Source organism: Frateuria sp. Soil773 (assembly GCF_001428405.1).
Classification (GTDB): Bacteria; Pseudomonadota; Gammaproteobacteria; order Xanthomonadales; family Rhodanobacteraceae; genus LMSL01.
Map to the genome: position 1 here is coordinate 74,275 of NZ_LMSL01000023.1, position 15,284 is coordinate 89,558.

A 15,284-nucleotide genomic window follows, 5' to 3' on the forward strand; every position below is an offset into this window, starting at 1 on the left:
TTGCACGAACGCGGCGCTTGCGGAACAGTGGCGCGATCCCCTCGGCGGAATGCAGCATGACGCAGCAACCCATCACGCTCATCGGCGGCGGCCTGGTCGGCGCCCTGCTCGCCCAGCAATTGGCGCAGCGCGGTTTTCCCGTCGACGTCTACGAGAAGCGCGCCGACCCGCGCCTGGCCGGTTTCAGCGGCGGCCGCTCGATCAACCTCGCCCTGGCCGAACGCGGCCTGCAGGCGCTGCGCAGCGCCGGCCTCGCCGATGACGTGCTGCAGCGCGCCGTGATGATGCGGGGCCGCATGGTGCACACCCGCGACGGCCGTTCCGGCCTGCAACGCTACGGCGTGGACGACAGCGAAGTGATCTGGTCGGTCTCGCGCGGCGCCCTGAACATGCTGCTGCTGGACGCCGCCGAGGCGGCCGGCGTGCGTTTCCATTTCGGCCAGTCGCTGCTCGACGCCGATTTCGACGCACGGCGCATCCGGCTGGCCGACGAACAGGGTGCGCAGCGCAGCATCGACGCCGGCCTGCTGATCGGCGCGGACGGCGCCGGCTCGGCGCTGCGCGCGGCGATGAATGCCCATGCCCCCCTGGGCGAGCGTGTCGAATCGCTCGGCCACGCCTACAAGGAACTGGAGATCCCGCCGGCCGACCGCCTGCCGGCCGGGGCGCTGCGCGACAGCGGCGGCCAGCGCCAGTTCGCGCTGGAGCCGCATGCGCTGCACATCTGGCCGCGCGGCGGCTACATGTGCATCGCGCTGCCCAATACCGAGGGCAGCTTCACGGTCACCCTGTTCCTGCCGGCGCAGGGCGCACACCCGAGCTTCGCCACCCTGCCCGATGCCGCCGCGGCCGGGGCGTTCTTCCGCGACGAGTTCCCGGACCTGCTGCCGCTGATCCCGCGCTTCGCCGAGGACTACGACGAGCACCCGGTCGGCACCCTGTCCACGCTGTACCTGGACCGCTGGCACCTGGACGGCCGCGCCCTGCTGGTCGGCGACGCCGCGCACGCGATCGTGCCGTTCCACGGCCAGGGCATGAACTGCGGCTTCGAGGACACCGTGGCGCTGGCCGACCTGCTGGCCGCGGAGCCCGGCGACAGCGCCGGCGTGTTCGCCGAGTTCCAGCGCATCCGCCAGCCCAACGCCAACGCGATCGCCGCGATGGCGCTGGAGAACTACGTGGAAATGCGCGACTCGGTGGCCGATCCGCACTACCTCGCCAAGCGCGAGCTGGGCGCCCTGCTGGGCGAACGCGCGCCGGCGCACTTCATGTCGCGCTACCGCATGGTCACCTTCACCCACCTGCCCTACGCCTACGCGCTGGAGCGCGGCCGCGCGCAGGACCAGTTGCTGCAGCAATTGCTGCGCGGATCGGACCGGGCCGCCGACGTCGACCTCGACGCCGCCGTCGCCGCCCTGCAGGCCACGCTGCCGCCGCTGCCCGCGCTGCGGCATGGATAAGGCACTGGTCGAGGCGTTCGAGGCCACCGATTACCTCGTCTGCCTCGATCCCGCCGCCTGGGCGACGATCCGCGTCCGGCAGCCCCTGCCGGAATCGCTGCAAGCCCTGGTCGGCAACCGGCCCTGGGGATTCGTCACCGCCTGGAACCCGCACGCTCAGACGCGCCCCTGGCGCGCCAACCTCGCCGCGCAGGCCGGGCTGCTGGCCGCGTTGCGGGCCCTGCCGGAAACCGCGTCGGTCCATCCGGGGATCGGCATCGGCGCCGGCGGCTGGCACGAGCCGAGCCTGTTCGCGGTCGGCCCGGATACGCCGCAACTGGACAGTCTGGCCAACCGCTACGAACAAAGCGCCTATGTCCATGGCCGCGGCGGCGAAATCGCCCGCCTGCGCCTGCTGCATCGCTGAGGCGTCACTGCGCCGCATGGACAAGCGCGCCGGGCATTGCGGACAATCGTGCGGATGACTGCCGCCGCCAACGCCATCCCGCTGCTCGAAGCGCGGGGCCTGTCCTTCCTCCGTTCGGACGAAGCAGTGTTCGGCCCGCTGGACTTCAGCCTCCACGCCGGCGAACTGGCCCTGGTCGAGGGCGACAACGGTAGCGGCAAGACCACCCTGCTGCGCCTGCTCGCCGGCCTGCTGCACGTGGGCGAAGGCGCGCTGGACTGGCGCGGCCGGCCCCGGCGGCGCGACGACGCCCCGGGCGAGATCCATTTCCTCGGGCACCACCTCGGGCTTAAGGCCGACCTCAGCCCGCGCGAGAACCTGCGCGTCGCCATCGGCCTGCATGGCTGCCGCGCCGGGGCCGGCATCGGCCAGGCCCTCGCCGACGTCGGCCTGGCGGGCTACGAGGACGAACCCGTGCGGCGGCTCTCCGCCGGCCAGAAGAAGCGCGCCGCACTGGCCCGGCTGCGGCTGCTGCCGGCCACCCTGTGGCTGCTGGACGAGCCCTACGCCAACCTCGACCGCACCGGCATCGAGCTGGTCAACCGCCTGCTGCGCGAGCACGTCGCCGCCGGCGGCGCGGCCCTGGTCACCAGCCACGGTGCGGTGGATTTCCTCGGCAGCGAGGCCAAGCGCATCCGGATGCACGCATGACCGCCGCGCCGCTTCCCGCCGCCTGTGCCGCCGTGCTGCGGCGCGACCTCACGCTGGCCTGGCGCCGCCGCGGCGACATCGCCATGCCGGTGCTGTACGCGCTGATCGTCGCCACCCTGTTCCCGTTCGCGCTGGGCCCGGAGCAGGCGCTGCTGCAGCGGATCGCCGGCGGCGTGGTGCTGGTGACCGTGCTGCTGGCGATGCTGCTGGCGCTGGATGCGATGTTCCGCAGCGACATCGAGGACGGCTCGCTGGAGCAACTGGTGCTCGCGCCGCAGCCGCTGGCCGTGCTGCTGGGCATGAAGATCCTCGCCCACTGGCTCACCACCGCGCTGCCGCTGATCGTGGTCGCGCCCTTGCTGGCCGGCATGCTGCACCTGCCCGCCGAGGTGATCCCGGTGCTGCTGCTGGCGCTGCTGCTGGCCACGCCGATGCTCAGCCTGCTCGGCGCGGTGCTGGTGGCGCTGACGGCCGGCACGCGGCGCTCTGGTATGCTGCTGGCCTTGATGCTGCTGCCGCTGTGCGTGCCCGTGGTGATCTTCGCCGCCGGCGCCGTGGCCGCCGCGCAACAGGGGCTGCCATGGCTCGCGCCGATCGCCTGGCTCGGCGCCGCGCTCGCCCTGACCCTGGTACTGGCGCCGCTGGGCTGCGCCGTGGCCCTTCGCATTGCCCTGGATGCCTGATGTCTGACTGGATCCCGCTCTGGTTGCACAAGCTCGGCTCGCCGCCGGTGTTCTACCGCTTCGCCGGCGCGCTGCGGCCGTGGATGCTGGCGCTCGCGCTGCTGCTCGGCGCCGTCGCCCTGTACGGCGGACTGGTGCTGGCCCCGGCCGACTACCAGCAGGGCGACGCCTACCGGATCATCTTCATCCACGTGCCCAGCGCGTGGATGAGCCTGTTCATCTACGGCGTGATGGCGGTGGCCTCGTTCATCGCGCTGGTGTGGCGGATCAAGCTGGCCGAGGTGGTGGCGATGGAATCGGCGCCGGTCGGCGCCTGCTTCACCTTCATCACCCTGGTCACCGGCTCGCTGTGGGGCAAGCCGATGTGGGGCACCTGGTGGACCTGGGACGCGCGGCTCACCTCCGAGCTGGTGCTACTGTTCCTCTACCTGGGTGTGATCGGCCTGTACCACGCCTTCGAGGATCGCCGGCAGGGCGCGCGCGCCGCCGCCTTCCTCGCCATCGTCGGCATCATCAACGTACCGATCGTGCATTTCTCGGTGAACTGGTGGAACACCCTGCACCAGGGTTCCACCGTGCGCATCCTCGGCCCCTCGAAGATGAGCGGCGACATGCTGTGGCCGCTGCTGACGATGATGGCGGCGACCAAGTTCTACTACCTCGCCAGCCTGTTCGGCCGCATCCGCGCCGACCTGCTGGCGATGGAGAGCGGCAAGGACTGGGTGCGCCAGATCGCCGCGCGGGAGGAAGCACGGTGAGCATGGGGAGCTTCCTCGCCATGGGCGGCTACGCCGCCTACGTGTGGCCGGCCTATGCCGTGTTCTTCGTGGTGCTGGCCGCCGACTTCTTCGCGCCCGCGCTGCGCCGCCGCCGCAACCTGCGCGAGCTGCGCGCGCGTTTGGCGCGCCAGAGCGCCCGCCAGCAACGTTCCGCGTCGTCCTGACCGCGCGCCATCCCGATTCCGCGATTCGCCAGAGCCTGCCATGAACCCCACCCGCAAGCGCCGCCTCACCATCGTCGTCTCGGTCCTCGCCGCCGCCGCGGTGGCGATCGGCCTGACCGTGTTCGCGCTGCAGCAGAACATGAACTACCTGTTCACCCCGAGCCAGGTGCAGTCGGGCGAAGCGAGCGCCTACAAGACCTTCCGCCTCGGCGGCATGGTCAAGGCCGGCTCGATCCAGCGCGCCAGCGATTCGCTTAAGGTCACCTTCACCGTGATCGACGCCGGCGGCGCGATGCCGGTGGAATACACCGGCATCCTGCCCGACCTGTTCCGCGACAACCAGTCGGTGATCGCCACCGGCCACATGGACAACGCGCGCTTCATCGCCACCGAGGTGCTGGCCAAACACGACGAGACCTACATGCCGAAGGAGCTGAAGGACGCGATGGCTAAGGCCCACGAAGGCAAGAAGGTGGACGGTGCCGCCGCGCAGGACAACAAGCCCGGAGCCCCGCAGCCATGACGCCGGAACTGGGACAACTCGCGCTGATCCTGGCCCTGCTGCTGGCGCTTGCGCAGGGCGTGCTGCCGATCGTCGGCGCCTGGCGCGGCAATGGCGCGCTGATGGCGGTGGCACGGCCCGCGGCGGCCGGCCAGGCGGTGTTCGTGGCGCTCGCCTTCGGCCTGCTGGTGTGGGCCTTCGTGCATTTCGACTTCTCGGTGCAGTACGTGGCCGACAACTCGAACCTCGCCCTGCCCTGGTACTACCGTATCGCCGCGGTGTGGGGCGCGCACGAGGGCTCGCTGCTGCTGTGGATCTTCATCCTCAACCTGTGGACGGTGGCGCTGGCCGCGTTCAGCCGGCAACTGCCGGAGGTGTTCGCCGCGCGCGTGCTGGGCGTGCTCGGGCTGGTCGCGGTTGGCTTCCTCGCCTTCATCATCTTCACCTCCAACCCGTTCGGCCGGCTGCTGCCGATGCCGGCCGACGGCGGCGATCTGAACCCGGTGCTGCAGGACCCGGGCATGACCTTCCATCCGCCCGTGCTGTACATGGGCTACGTCGGCTTCTCGGTGGCGTTCGCGTTCTCCATCGCCGGCCTGCTCGGCGGCGAACTGGAACAGGCCTGGGTGCGCTGGGCGCGACCGTGGACCAACGTGGCCTGGGCGTTCCTCTCCGGCGGCATCGTCGCCGGCAGTTGGTGGGCCTACGCCGAGCTGGGCTGGGGCGGCTGGTGGTTCTGGGATCCGGTGGAGAACGCCAGCTTCATGCCGTGGCTGGTCGGCGCCGCGCTGATCCATGCGCAGGCGGTGACCGAGAAGCGCGGCTCGCTGCGCGCCTGGACGATCCTGCTGTCGATCTTCGCCTTCTCGCTGTCGCTGCTGGGCACCTTCCTGGTGCGCTCGGGCGTGCTCACCTCGGTGCACGCCTTCGCCTCCGACCCGCGCCGCGGCCTGTTCATCCTGTGCTTCCTGGCGGTGGTGGTGGGCGGCTCGCTGCTGCTGTACGCGCTGCGCGCGCCGAAGGTGGCCGGCGGCAAGCCGTTCCGCGTGGTGTCGCGCGAAACGGCGATCCTGGTCAGCAACCTGATGTTCACCGTGGCCGCGGCGATGGTACTGCTGGGCACGCTGTTCCCGCTGGTCGGCGACGCGCTGCACCTGGGCAAGGTCTCGGTGGGCCCGCCCTATTTCGGCTTCCTGTTCCCGCTGCTGATGCTGCCGGTGGTCCTGCTGCTGCCGTTCGGGCCGTTCCTGCGCTGGGGCAAGAGCGACGCCGCGCCGCTGAAGAGCGTGCTGCTGCGCGTCGCCATCGCCGCGACGGCCTGCGCGATCGTCGCCGCCTTCCTCGTCGACGGCCAGCTCAAGGCGATCGCCGGCGTGGCCGCCGCGGTATGGTGCGCGGTCGGCACCCTGCTCTACGTCTACAAGCGCTGGCGCGAAGTGCCGCGCGGCCGCCGCTATCCGGCGGAGATGGCCGGCATGCTGCTGGCGCACTTCGGCGTCGGCGTGTTCCTGGTCGGCGTGCTGCTGTCCGAGTCGCTCAGCGTGACGCGCGACGTGCGCATGGCGCCGGGCGAGACGCAGACCATCGGCAGCTACCAGTTCCGCTTCGACGGCGTGCACGCCAGCCGCGGCCCCAACTGGCATGCCGAGCAAGGTGTGGTCACCGTCACCCGCGACGGCAAGCCGGTGGCCGTGATGCACCCGCAGAAGCGCACCTACCTGCGCGGCCAGGTGCAGACCGAGTCGGCGATCGACCCGGGCATCACCCGCGACCTGTACGTCGCACTCGGCGAGCCGATGGACCCGGCCAAGCTCGAAGGCGCCTGGGCATTGCGGCTGTACCACAAGCCGTTCGTCCGCTGGATCTGGGCAGGCGGCCTGTTCATGATGCTGGGCGGCTTCGCCAGCGCGGCGGACCGGCGCTTCCGGGTCAGGCGCGCGGCGGCCGCGGCGCAGATCGAGCCGGTCGCCGGGGAGTCGCGCGCATGAGCCGGCTGGCCCCGTTCTTCGGTTTCATGCTGCTGGTGGCGCTGTTCGGCTTCGGCATCTGGTGGAACACCCGGCACGACCAGCGCGAGGTGCCCTCGCCGCTGATCGGCAAGCCGGCGCCGGAGTTCGTGCTGCCGCTGCTGGACGATCCCGCGCGGACGGTCAGCAAGGCCTCGATGCTCGGCAAGCCCTACCTGGTCAACGTGTTCGCCAGTTGGTGCATCGCCTGCGGCGAGGAACACCCGGTGCTGATGGCCGAAGGCCGCACGCTGGGGATCCCGGTGGTGGGCTACGACTACAAGGATGCGCCGGAGGACGCCAAGGCCTGGCTCGCCCGGCACGGCAATCCCTACGACATGGTGATCGCCGACCGCGAGGGCCGCACGGCGATCGACTTCGGCGTGTACGGCGCGCCGGAAAGCTTCCTGATCGACGCCAAGGGCGTGATCCGCTACAAGCGCATCGGCCCGTTCACTCCCGAGGTGATCGCCAGCGAACTGAAGCCGGCGATCGCCGCCTTGCAGAAGGAGGCCCCGTGATGCGCATGCTGCCGCGCCTGCTGCTGGCCGCGACGCTGGCGTTCGCCGGCCTCGCCGCGGCCCAGGCGATCGATCCGCTGCCGTTCAAGGACCACGCCCAGGAAGTGCGCTTCCAGAAGCTCACCGCCCAGTTGCGCTGCCTGGTGTGCCAGAACGAGAACCTGGCCGATTCCAACGCCGACCTCGCGCGCGACCTGCGCCACGAGGTGTTCGGCCTGATGCAGTCGGGCAAGAGCGACGACGAGATCAAGCAGTACCTGGTGGACCGCTACTCCGACTTCGTCCTGTACGACCCGCCGGTGCAGGGCAACACCCTGCTGCTGTGGTTCGGTCCGCTGCTGATCCTGCTGGCCGGCGCCGCCACGGTGGCGGTCACCGTGCGCCGGCGCAACCGCGGCACGACGCCCGCCGCCGTCGACAGCAAGCTGCTCGACGGCGCGTCGAACGACCGGGGGGACGACTGGTGAAGCTCGCTTTCTATATCGCCGCCGCCGCGATGATCGCGGTGGCGCTGGCCCTGCTGTTGCTGCCGCTGGTGCGCCACGGCCGCCGGCTCGGCCGCCCGCGCGGGGTGTTCGCGCTGGCCCTGCTGATCGCCTTCGCGGTGCCGCTGGCCACCGCCGGGCTGTACCTGCTGGTGGGCACGCCGGTCGCGCTGAACGGCGTGCCGACGCAGAAGCCGCCGCTCGACATCGACCAGGCCGTGGCCGAACTGCGCCAGCACCTGGCGGCGACCCCGGACGACCTGCAAGGTTGGATGCTGCTGGCGCAGACCATGAACGCGATGCACCAGCCGGAGCAGGCGCGCGACGCCTACGACCGCGCGCTCAGGCTCGACGGCAACAACACCGCCGCGATGGTGGGCTGGGCCGAGGCCGATTCGATGACCCGCCCGGACCACCGCATCGAGGGCCGCGCCCAGGACCTGCTGGAACGCGCCGTGCAGCTCGAACCGGAGAACCAGCGCGGCCTGTGGCTGCTCGGCATCGGGCAGTTCCAGCACGACCGCTACGCCGACGCCGCCGCGACCTGGCGCCGCCTGCTGCCCCTGCTGGCGCCCGGCAGCAACGTGGCCAGGGCGGTCGCCGAACAGATCGCGGTCGCCGATGCGCGCAGCGGCAAGCAGCCCGTCCAGCAACCGGCCCAGCCCCTGCAGCAGAATCCGCAGGGCCCGCAGTTGCAGGTCGAGGTATCGCTGTCGCCAGCGCTGAAGGACAAACTGGCCCCGGGCGACACCCTGTTCGTCTACGCCCGCGCCGAGCAGGGGCCGCCGATGCCGCTGGCGGTGGCGAAGCTGCCGGCCAGCACGCTGCCGACCACGGTGACGCTGACCGACGCGATGGGCATGACCCCGCAACTGAAACTCTCCGCGGTGCCCAGGGTGTTCGTCGGCGCGCGGATCAGCCGCAGCGGCCAGGCGATCGCCCAGGCAGGCGACCTGGAAGGCGATGCCGGCGTGGTCGAGGTGAACCGCAAGACGCCGATCCCGATCGCCATCGACAAGGTGCACTGAATGGACGCACGCATCTACCACGCCCTGCCCTCGCCGTTCCCGATGAAGCGCGGCGGCAGCCTGCACGGCGCGCGCGTGGCCTACGAAACCTGGGGCCGGCCGAACCCGATGCGCGACAACGCGGTGCTGATCCTCACCGGGCTCTCGCCGAGCGCGCACGCCGCCTCCTGCCCGCAGGACACGGCGCCGGGCTGGTGGGAAGACATGATCGGCCCGGGCAAGGCGATCGATACCGACCGCTGGTTCGTGGTCTGCGTGAACTCGCTGGGCAGCGACAAGGGCTCCACCTGCCCGGCCTCGATCGATCCGGCCACCGGCGCGCCCTATCGCCTCGGCTTCCCGGAGCTGTCGCTGGAAGACGTCGCCGACGCCGCGCATGCGGTGGTCCGCGACGGCCTCGGCATCGAACGGCTGGCCTGCCTGATCGGCTGCTCGATGGGCGGCATGAGCGCGCTGGCCTACATGCTGCAGCATCCCAGCAGCGTGCGCGCGCATATCAGCGTGGACACGGCGCCGCAGGCGCAGCCGTTCGCCATCGCGATCCGCTCGCTGCAGCGCGAGGCGATCCGGCTCGACCCGGACTGGAACGAAGGCAACTACCGGATCCAGGGATGGGAGGGCGGCGACACCGGCGCGGAAGACGGGCAGCCGGACGGCCGCTACCCCGACACCGGCATGAGCATCGCGCGCAAGCTGGGCGTTATCACCTACCGCTCCGCGATGGAGTGGAACGGCCGCTTCGCGCGCATCCGGCTCGATCCCGAGCAGCGCGAGGACCAGCCGTTCGGCGCCGAATTCCAGGTCGAGTCGTACCTGCAGGGGCATGCGCAACGCTTCGTGCGCACGTTCGACCCGAACTGCTACCTCTACCTCTCGCGCGCCAGCGACTGGTTCGACATCGCCGAGTACGGCGACGGCAGCGTGCTCGAAGGGCTGAAGCGGATCCGCATCGAGAAAGCCATGGTGATCGGCGTCAGCACCGACATCCTGTTCCCGCTGGAGCAGCAGGAACAGATCGCCGACGGCCTGCGCGCCGCGGGCGCCGAGGTCGAATTCGTGGCGCTGGACTCGCCCCAGGGCCACGACGCCTTCCTGGTCGACATCCCCAACTACAGCCGCGCGATCGGCGGCTTCCTCGCCCGGCTCTGAACGGGCGGCGGCCGCCCCGCCGCCGCGCTGCTAAGATAGGCCGGCAATACAGTCATTCGAGAACGCCATGCTCACTACGGAATTTCCCGGTTGTCGCGAACTGATCGATGCGATCGATACGGCGGTCAGCAAGGATTCCACCTTCGCCATCACCGACAGTCTGCGCAACAGCCTGTGCAAGCTGATGCGCAGCGGCGAGGTGAAACTGCCCGAGTGCGTGTTCGAGACCGCCGAGGGCCGCTACGCGCGGCGCGAGCTGTACCGCAGCGAGCGGCACGGCTACTGCGTGGTGGCGATGACCTGGGGTCCGGGCCAGGGCACGCCGATCCACGACCATTGCGGCATGTGGTGCGTGGAAGGCGTCTGGAGCGGTGCGCTGGAAGTGGTGCAGTACGAGCGCCTGGCCGACGAGAACGGCCACTACCGCTTCCAGCCGGTCGGCTCGATCCAGGCCGGCCCCGGCTCCGCCGGCAGCCTGATCCCGCCGCACGAGTACCACACCATCCGCAATCCCAGCGACGACGCCATCGCCGTCAGCCTGCACATCTACTCCGGCAACATGACCCACTGCGCCGTGTTCCAGCCGCTGCCGGAAGACCACGCCTACCAGCGCTACGAGCGCCAACTGGGACTCGACCCGGTCCACTGAAGCCGGCATAATGCGCCGCTCGCATGCCGGTGTGGCGGAATGGTAGACGCGGCGGACTCAAAATCCGCTTCTGGCGACAGAGTGTAGGTTCGAGTCCTATCACCGGTACCATGTGAGGGTTTCAGGCGGTACCACCGAAACCCATGAATCTCCCAAAACCCGCATAACAGCGGGTTTTTTCATGTCGGGCATGTCCCAGGCAGTCCCAAGGGATACCAGCTAAGCCGATGGTATCTGTTGGTACTTTTGCTGGTACCTGTGGCAGGATGCGGCCCCATGAGGCCCGCAACGGGTCGCCAGGCCCCGCCATGCTCACAGATACCAACATCCGCCGAACAAAGCCCGCAGCCAAGCCGCTCAAGCTCAGCGACGGCGGCGGCATGTACCTGCTCATAAAGCCCGATGGCGGGCGGTACTGGCGGATGAACTACCGCTTCGAAGGCAAGCAGAAGACGCTAGCCCTTGGCGTGTATCCCACTGTGACCCTCGCAGACGCACGGCAGCGCCGGGAAGACGCGCGGCGCCTACTGGCGAATGGCAATGACCCCGGTGAGGTCAGGAAGGCCGCCAAGGTTGCGCGCGCCGTGGCCGCAGCGATTGCCGCTGACACCTTCGAGGCCGTGGCGCGCGAGTGGCTGAAGAAGCGCGAGGCCAACGGAGAGACCTCAGTCGCTACCATCGGCAAGGATCGATGGCGGCTGGAAGGGTACCTGTTCCCCGCCATCGGCTCCCGACCGATCACCGAGGTAACGGCCAAGGAGCTACGGGAGGTGCTGCGGTCTATTGAGGACAGCGACAAGCGCGAGACCGCGAGTCGCGTGAAGATCACGGCCGGACAGGTGTTCCGCTGGGCCATCCTGGAAGGAAAGACCGAGACCGACCCCACCGCACCACTACGCCGCCAGTTCACCACGCCGACCCCGAAGCACCGAGCGGCCCTCACCGACCCCGCGAAGATAGGCGAGCTACTGCGAGCCATCGACGGGTTCACCGGCCGGGCAGTCACCCGCGCAGCCCTGAAGCTGGCCCCGCTGGCGTTTGTGCGTCCCGGCGAGCTGCGAAAGGCGGAATGGGCAGAGTTCGACCTGGACGCGGCAATGTGGCGCATCCCGGCGGCGCGCATGAAGATGAAGCAGCCGCACCTAGTCCCGTTGTCTGAGCAGGCCGTCGAGGTGCTGCGGGAGCTTCAGGCGCTCACGGGTAGCGGCTCCCTGGTCTTCCCTGCCCTTGGCAAGGCTGGCCGACCGATGAGCGAGAACACAGTGAATCAGGCTCTCCGGCGCCTTGGCTACGGCACCGACGAAATGACCGGGCACGGATTCCGCAGCATGGCAGCAACCCGGCTCAACGAAATGGGCTGGAATGCGGATGCCATCGAGCGCCAGCTAGCGCACGCCGAGCCGAACAAGGTCCGCGCGGCCTACACCAGCGCCGCGCAGTATCTCGATGAACGCGCCCGCATGATGCAGACATGGGCCGACTATCTGGACGGTTTGAAGACCGGCGCCAAGGTTGTCCCCTTCCGGCGCCAGGCGGGCTAAGAGGCGCGCGCGCGTTCCGCTTGCGTCTGTGCTGATCTGTCGTTTTCAACCATGCCCTCCAGCCGCCGCACCGCACGAAGGAACCACACCATGCTCAATACGCACGCCGCCGAAGCTCCCCGCGACGACAGCGAACTAGCCAAGCTTCGGGCGGAGACTGCCAAGCTGATAGCGGAGACCACGAAGATCGAGGCACAGACGCGGCGCGTACCATACGTGGCATTTGCGAAGGTCGCGGCCATAGCGGGCATTGTCGCTGTACTGGTGAAGCTGCTGATCGAATAACCCGGCCTGCCACATATGAAAACAAAACGGCCCCGTATGGGGCCGTTATCGTCTCTGCTGAAGCTAATAGGCGCCTCAACAAGTCAGGAGGAACCGTCCAACCTCCAGAGAGAAACGCGGGTATGTCGAAGGTGGCGCCGCATCGGACTCCTCGCCAGGTATGCGAATAGGTGGCAACTCGGTCCCCTCAACCCACAAAGTCCACGAACGGAAATGAAAAGTAGTAGCGGAATCGCCGAATCCCGACAAGTTCCGCCCGAACCACCCGTGCCCCCTCAGCCTCAACAGAAGCCCATCGTTCCGCAAAGTGAACACGTGACCAAAAGCACGGACAGCAATCTCGACATCAAGCATGAAATACCCCTGTAACCCCGCAGAAAACCACAGCCACACCGGCAGGAAACGATGTGGCAAGGGGAAAGGTATTGATAAGAGATAATCATGCAAGTTATATTTGATAGCGCTTTCCGCGATAGTAATTCCGATAAGTCAACTATCCCGATAAGTCAACTAGTAACGACTGAAAAATGCCAGCCGCTACGCGGACTACCATCGCTAACCAATGAAGACGCAATAGGCCGCTACGGTACAGGCGGCTCCTTCCACTGTTCCGCATTGAAGTCGTATTCATACCCATGCGCCGTGAGTTTCAAATACAGCGCATGGCGCCGCGCTCGACCCCGCTTTTCTTGCAAATAGTCACGGGCCAACCATAACCCACAGACCAGCAGAGCCATGTAAGAGAAGGTCACCCCAAATTCCCCAAATTGCGCGTAAAGGGCGGCCAGCGCCTCACCACCCCGAAAGATACGCACGGTACCTGCAAGACCAACAAAGCCAATTACCAGCAGCCACATGCGACGCTTACGGTTCGCAGTCAATTCGGCGCGCAATGCGGCATGTTCACGAGTGGCGGCCCATCCGTCGAAAAACTCTTGCGCCATAGTCATCTCCCCTGTTGAGGCAGACATCCTAGTCAAACATGCACGCAGTCGGAACATCTGCCAGGTGCCGCGCCGGATAAATCTTGCAGCCTAGGGGGAACGTAGTTCCTCCCCTACCGGCATGCCCATCCGGCGAAGCTTGGCCGCCGAATGTGTATAACCCCGAGCCTAGGAGCAAGCGGTATAAGTCGGAACCTAGAAGGAAGGCGGGCGCCACGACGAATAAAACCCGGAACCTAGGAGCATGGAGGCCCTAGCAGGCTCAGGCGGCGGCAAGGGGTATAACCTGCAACGTAGAAGGAACAAAACTCGACTCTCGCAGACAGGCCCTCGGCATCTCGCCGAACTTCGCCCACTCTTGCGACGCCTCCCACATGATGCTGTCGGTCTGCACAGCCTTGGATAAGGGGGCCATACGGGCCGCACTGGCACTCAGGGGTTGCCCTGTCGTTTTTGGTCAATCGGCATCACTCAGTCTCACTCAAGACCGCCGCCCCACGCCCCGTCCCGCACGATTAGGAGGGCCTCTGCTGTCTCAAGGCAGCGAGAATCACGAGCCCCGCAGCAGTTCCACCGCCAGGTTCCACCATGACCAAGCCAGGTTCCACCGCCAGGTGCCACACCTAATAAAAACTGCAACCTAGGAGGAACGTAGTTCCTCCCCTTAGGTTCCCTAAAGACCCCTCAGGGTCTCCTCAGAACCGCCCGGCACCACCGGGAACCGAGAGGCACTCCACGGTCTCCCGGCGCTTCGCCGTGTCCGTCATCCGGACACATCCACCACCGACCCACAGAGGGAACAACCGCAATGACCGACCTTGACCCACAGACCCTAGCGGCAGCCGTTGTGCTGGCCGAGCCTTTCGTACTGCGAACCATCGCGTTCGATACCCCCACGTTTGACCGGCTGAAGGCAGCGCAGCGCAAGCTAGAAAGCTCACTACGCAGGGACACCAGTAACGCCGAGGTGCTGAAGTACCTGCTACACACCCACCCGGAAGCCCGACAGGCCACGAGGTGAACCCACAGGCAGCACTAGAGCGGCTGAAGGCTGCCGAGGTGCGACCGGTGCCACTGAAGGCATTGAAGACCGATGAGGCCCTGCAACCCCGTGAGGGGCGCATGGTGCCCTTTCGGGAACAGACGCGAGTCGAGGCTCGCAGCGCCGAGCACGTCGGCACGATGCGGCTCGCGCTGGAGGCTGCTCAGCATGTCGAACTGGAGCCGCTGCTGGTGGTCGAGATTGACGGCCGCCTGCTGGTGGTGGATGGACACCACCGCCTGAGGGCATACCACCTGGCAGGCCGGGAGACCGTGCCGTGTCGCGTGGGGTCAATGGATCATCACGGAGCCGTCATGGTGTCCAAGCTGGTGAACTGTGCGGAGCGGTCGCTGGAGATGCACCGCGAGCAGCGCGCGGATGCCGCATGGCAGTACGTGGCACACATGACCCGACAGGGGACCGATGGGCTGCCCGTGGGGGAATCCCGGCGAACCATTGCGGGCCGCTTCGGCATCGGCGTCGCCACCGTTCAACGGATGCTGCACAAGCTCCCAAATGTGAACCCGCGAGAATACGCAACCGAAGCCCATGATCCCGGCACGGGCTTTCCTCGCTGGCGGTATGTGCGAGAGGCCGGCGCGGGCTGGCAAGACATGGAATCCAAGATGACCCCGGAGCAACTGATGCAGCTCGAAGCCGAGAAGCTGGCAAGGAAGATTGGCGCCCTGATCGACAAGGCGTCCCCCGAGGCAACCCGTAGGGCACTGGCGATGCTGGCGAACGAGGCCAAGCTGGCCGCCAGCAATGCGGACGCGTTGGACTTCCTGACGGAGATTGCCGAGCCGGACAGCGGGGAGTTCTGAAGCCCCTGAGGGTGTTCCATTGGAACACCTGCGAATGGCTCAACCACGCGGAGCGGTGTTCCATCTCAAGCGTTCCATTGGAACACCTCGCCACCCCTTCGCTCCCGCCGTCACTCTGCCACACCA

General features: G+C 67.9%; 19 protein-coding genes and 1 tRNA gene. 19 read left to right on the top strand and 1 reads right to left on the bottom strand.

Features of this window, described 5'->3' with window-relative positions; genetic code table 11:
* The first annotated feature begins 56 nt into the window (after positions 1 to 56).
* The 16 genes from ASG87_RS09170 (at position 57) to ASG87_RS09245 (ending at position 12,348) form a co-directional block, all read left to right on the top strand.
* On the top strand, positions 57 to 1,460 hold the full coding sequence (locus tag ASG87_RS09170) for an NAD(P)/FAD-dependent oxidoreductase (RefSeq protein WP_056004121.1): 1,404 nt from the start codon (positions 57 to 59) through the stop codon (positions 1,458 to 1,460).
* Positions 1,453 to 1,866 carry a DUF3293 domain-containing protein gene (locus tag ASG87_RS09175; protein WP_056004124.1) on the top strand — a complete coding sequence of 138 codons (414 nt, stop codon included), beginning with the start codon at positions 1,453 to 1,455 and terminating at the stop codon, positions 1,864 to 1,866. The genes ASG87_RS09170 and ASG87_RS09175 overlap by 8 nt, the downstream gene beginning before the upstream one ends.
* Positions 1,867 to 1,920: 54 nt before the next feature.
* Positions 1,921 to 2,556: a cytochrome c biogenesis heme-transporting ATPase CcmA gene (ccmA, locus tag ASG87_RS09180; protein WP_056004126.1), complete on the top strand. Its 636-nt coding sequence runs from the start codon at positions 1,921 to 1,923 to the stop codon at positions 2,554 to 2,556.
* On the top strand, positions 2,553 to 3,239 hold the full coding sequence (gene ccmB, locus ASG87_RS09185) for a heme exporter protein CcmB (RefSeq protein ID WP_056004129.1): 687 nt from the start codon (positions 2,553 to 2,555) through the stop codon (positions 3,237 to 3,239). The genes ccmA and ccmB overlap by 4 nt, the downstream gene beginning before the upstream one ends.
* Positions 3,239 to 3,997 carry a heme ABC transporter permease gene (locus tag ASG87_RS09190; RefSeq protein WP_056004132.1) on the top strand — a complete coding sequence of 253 codons (759 nt, stop codon included), beginning with the start codon at positions 3,239 to 3,241 and terminating at the stop codon, positions 3,995 to 3,997. The genes ccmB and ASG87_RS09190 overlap by 1 nt, the downstream gene beginning before the upstream one ends.
* A gap of 2 nt (positions 3,998 to 3,999) precedes the next feature.
* A complete protein-coding gene (gene ccmD, locus ASG87_RS09195) occupies positions 4,000 to 4,182 on the top strand; it encodes a heme exporter protein CcmD (RefSeq protein WP_056004135.1) in 183 nt (60 codons plus the stop codon).
* A gap of 40 nt (positions 4,183 to 4,222) precedes the next feature.
* A complete protein-coding gene (gene ccmE / locus ASG87_RS09200) occupies positions 4,223 to 4,705 on the top strand; it encodes a cytochrome c maturation protein CcmE (protein ID WP_056004138.1) in 483 nt (160 codons plus the stop codon).
* Complete coding sequence (locus ASG87_RS09205) at positions 4,702 to 6,672, top strand: heme lyase CcmF/NrfE family subunit (RefSeq protein WP_056004141.1); 1,971 nt, start codon at positions 4,702 to 4,704, stop codon at positions 6,670 to 6,672. The genes ccmE and ASG87_RS09205 overlap by 4 nt, the downstream gene beginning before the upstream one ends.
* Positions 6,669 to 7,211 (top strand): DsbE family thiol:disulfide interchange protein, encoded by a 543-nt coding sequence (locus ASG87_RS09210; RefSeq protein ID WP_056004144.1) that lies wholly within the window; start codon positions 6,669 to 6,671, stop codon positions 7,209 to 7,211. Before ASG87_RS09205 ends, ASG87_RS09210 begins: the two co-directional genes overlap by 4 nt.
* Positions 7,211 to 7,678 (top strand): cytochrome c-type biogenesis protein, encoded by a 468-nt coding sequence (locus tag ASG87_RS09215; RefSeq protein ID WP_056004147.1) that lies wholly within the window; start codon positions 7,211 to 7,213, stop codon positions 7,676 to 7,678. The genes ASG87_RS09210 and ASG87_RS09215 overlap by 1 nt, the downstream gene beginning before the upstream one ends.
* Positions 7,675 to 8,724, top strand: coding sequence for a tetratricopeptide repeat protein (locus ASG87_RS09220; protein ID WP_056004150.1), 1,050 nt, complete (start codon positions 7,675 to 7,677; stop codon positions 8,722 to 8,724). Before ASG87_RS09215 ends, ASG87_RS09220 begins: the two co-directional genes overlap by 4 nt.
* Complete coding sequence (locus ASG87_RS09225) at positions 8,725 to 9,873, top strand: homoserine O-acetyltransferase (RefSeq protein ID WP_056004153.1); 1,149 nt, start codon at positions 8,725 to 8,727, stop codon at positions 9,871 to 9,873. It abuts the gene before it with no gap.
* A gap of 67 nt (positions 9,874 to 9,940) precedes the next feature.
* The gene (locus tag ASG87_RS09230; RefSeq protein WP_056004156.1) at positions 9,941 to 10,522 is read left to right on the top strand and encodes a cysteine dioxygenase family protein; all 582 of its coding nucleotides are present in this window, start codon (positions 9,941 to 9,943) and stop codon (positions 10,520 to 10,522) included.
* Between the two features lie 25 nt (positions 10,523 to 10,547).
* A tRNA-Leu gene (locus ASG87_RS09235) sits at positions 10,548 to 10,633 on the top strand.
* A gap of 197 nt (positions 10,634 to 10,830) precedes the next feature.
* Positions 10,831 to 12,063, top strand: a complete 1,233-nt coding sequence (locus tag ASG87_RS09240) for an integrase arm-type DNA-binding domain-containing protein (protein ID WP_056004159.1) — start codon at positions 10,831 to 10,833, stop codon at positions 12,061 to 12,063.
* 90 nt (positions 12,064 to 12,153) lie between these two features.
* Complete coding sequence (locus ASG87_RS09245) at positions 12,154 to 12,348, top strand: hypothetical protein (protein ID WP_056004161.1); 195 nt, start codon at positions 12,154 to 12,156, stop codon at positions 12,346 to 12,348.
* 581 nt (positions 12,349 to 12,929) lie between these two features.
* Here ASG87_RS09245 and ASG87_RS19990 read toward each other — a convergent pair.
* Complete coding sequence (locus ASG87_RS19990; RefSeq protein WP_157510987.1) at positions 12,930 to 13,292, bottom strand: hypothetical protein; 363 nt, start codon at positions 13,290 to 13,292, stop codon at positions 12,930 to 12,932.
* A gap of 281 nt (positions 13,293 to 13,573) precedes the next feature.
* Here ASG87_RS19990 and ASG87_RS19315 point away from each other — a divergent pair, with 281 nt between their 5' ends.
* From ASG87_RS19315 to ASG87_RS09255, 3 genes are all read left to right on the top strand, one after another.
* The gene (locus tag ASG87_RS19315) at positions 13,574 to 13,936 is read left to right on the top strand and encodes a DNA-directed RNA polymerase (RefSeq protein ID WP_157510997.1); all 363 of its coding nucleotides are present in this window, start codon (positions 13,574 to 13,576) and stop codon (positions 13,934 to 13,936) included.
* A 164-nt stretch (positions 13,937 to 14,100) separates the two neighbouring features.
* Entirely contained in the window at positions 14,101 to 14,313 is a 213-nt protein-coding gene (locus ASG87_RS09250) for a hypothetical protein (protein WP_056004164.1), read from the top strand.
* Positions 14,310 to 15,158: a ParB N-terminal domain-containing protein gene (locus ASG87_RS09255; RefSeq protein ID WP_157510988.1), complete on the top strand. Its 849-nt coding sequence runs from the start codon at positions 14,310 to 14,312 to the stop codon at positions 15,156 to 15,158. The genes ASG87_RS09250 and ASG87_RS09255 overlap by 4 nt, the downstream gene beginning before the upstream one ends.
* Positions 15,159 to 15,284: the final 126 nt, after the last annotated feature.

Coding starts and splice junctions, on each gene's coding strand:
- ASG87_RS09170 (WP_056004121.1), top strand. CDS start 57: ATGACGCAGCAACCCATCACGCTCATCGGCGGCGGCCTGGTCGGCGCC.
- ASG87_RS09175 (WP_056004124.1), top strand. CDS start 1,453: ATGGATAAGGCACTGGTCGAGGCGTTCGAGGCCACCGATTACCTCGTC.
- ccmA (WP_056004126.1), top strand. CDS start 1,921: ATGACTGCCGCCGCCAACGCCATCCCGCTGCTCGAAGCGCGGGGCCTG.
- ccmB (WP_056004129.1), top strand. CDS start 2,553: ATGACCGCCGCGCCGCTTCCCGCCGCCTGTGCCGCCGTGCTGCGGCGC.
- ASG87_RS09190 (WP_056004132.1), top strand. CDS start 3,239: ATGTCTGACTGGATCCCGCTCTGGTTGCACAAGCTCGGCTCGCCGCCG.
- ccmD (WP_056004135.1), top strand. CDS start 4,000: ATGGGGAGCTTCCTCGCCATGGGCGGCTACGCCGCCTACGTGTGGCCG.
- ccmE (WP_056004138.1), top strand. CDS start 4,223: ATGAACCCCACCCGCAAGCGCCGCCTCACCATCGTCGTCTCGGTCCTC.
- ASG87_RS09205 (WP_056004141.1), top strand. CDS start 4,702: ATGACGCCGGAACTGGGACAACTCGCGCTGATCCTGGCCCTGCTGCTG.
- ASG87_RS09210 (WP_056004144.1), top strand. CDS start 6,669: ATGAGCCGGCTGGCCCCGTTCTTCGGTTTCATGCTGCTGGTGGCGCTG.
- ASG87_RS09215 (WP_056004147.1), top strand. CDS start 7,211: ATGCGCATGCTGCCGCGCCTGCTGCTGGCCGCGACGCTGGCGTTCGCC.
- ASG87_RS09225 (WP_056004153.1), top strand. CDS start 8,725: ATGGACGCACGCATCTACCACGCCCTGCCCTCGCCGTTCCCGATGAAG.
- ASG87_RS09230 (WP_056004156.1), top strand. CDS start 9,941: ATGCTCACTACGGAATTTCCCGGTTGTCGCGAACTGATCGATGCGATC.
- ASG87_RS09240 (WP_056004159.1), top strand. CDS start 10,831: ATGCTCACAGATACCAACATCCGCCGAACAAAGCCCGCAGCCAAGCCG.
- ASG87_RS09245 (WP_056004161.1), top strand. CDS start 12,154: ATGCTCAATACGCACGCCGCCGAAGCTCCCCGCGACGACAGCGAACTA.
- ASG87_RS19990 (WP_157510987.1), bottom strand. CDS start 13,292: ATGGCGCAAGAGTTTTTCGACGGATGGGCCGCCACTCGTGAACATGCC.
- ASG87_RS09250 (WP_056004164.1), top strand. CDS start 14,101: ATGACCGACCTTGACCCACAGACCCTAGCGGCAGCCGTTGTGCTGGCC.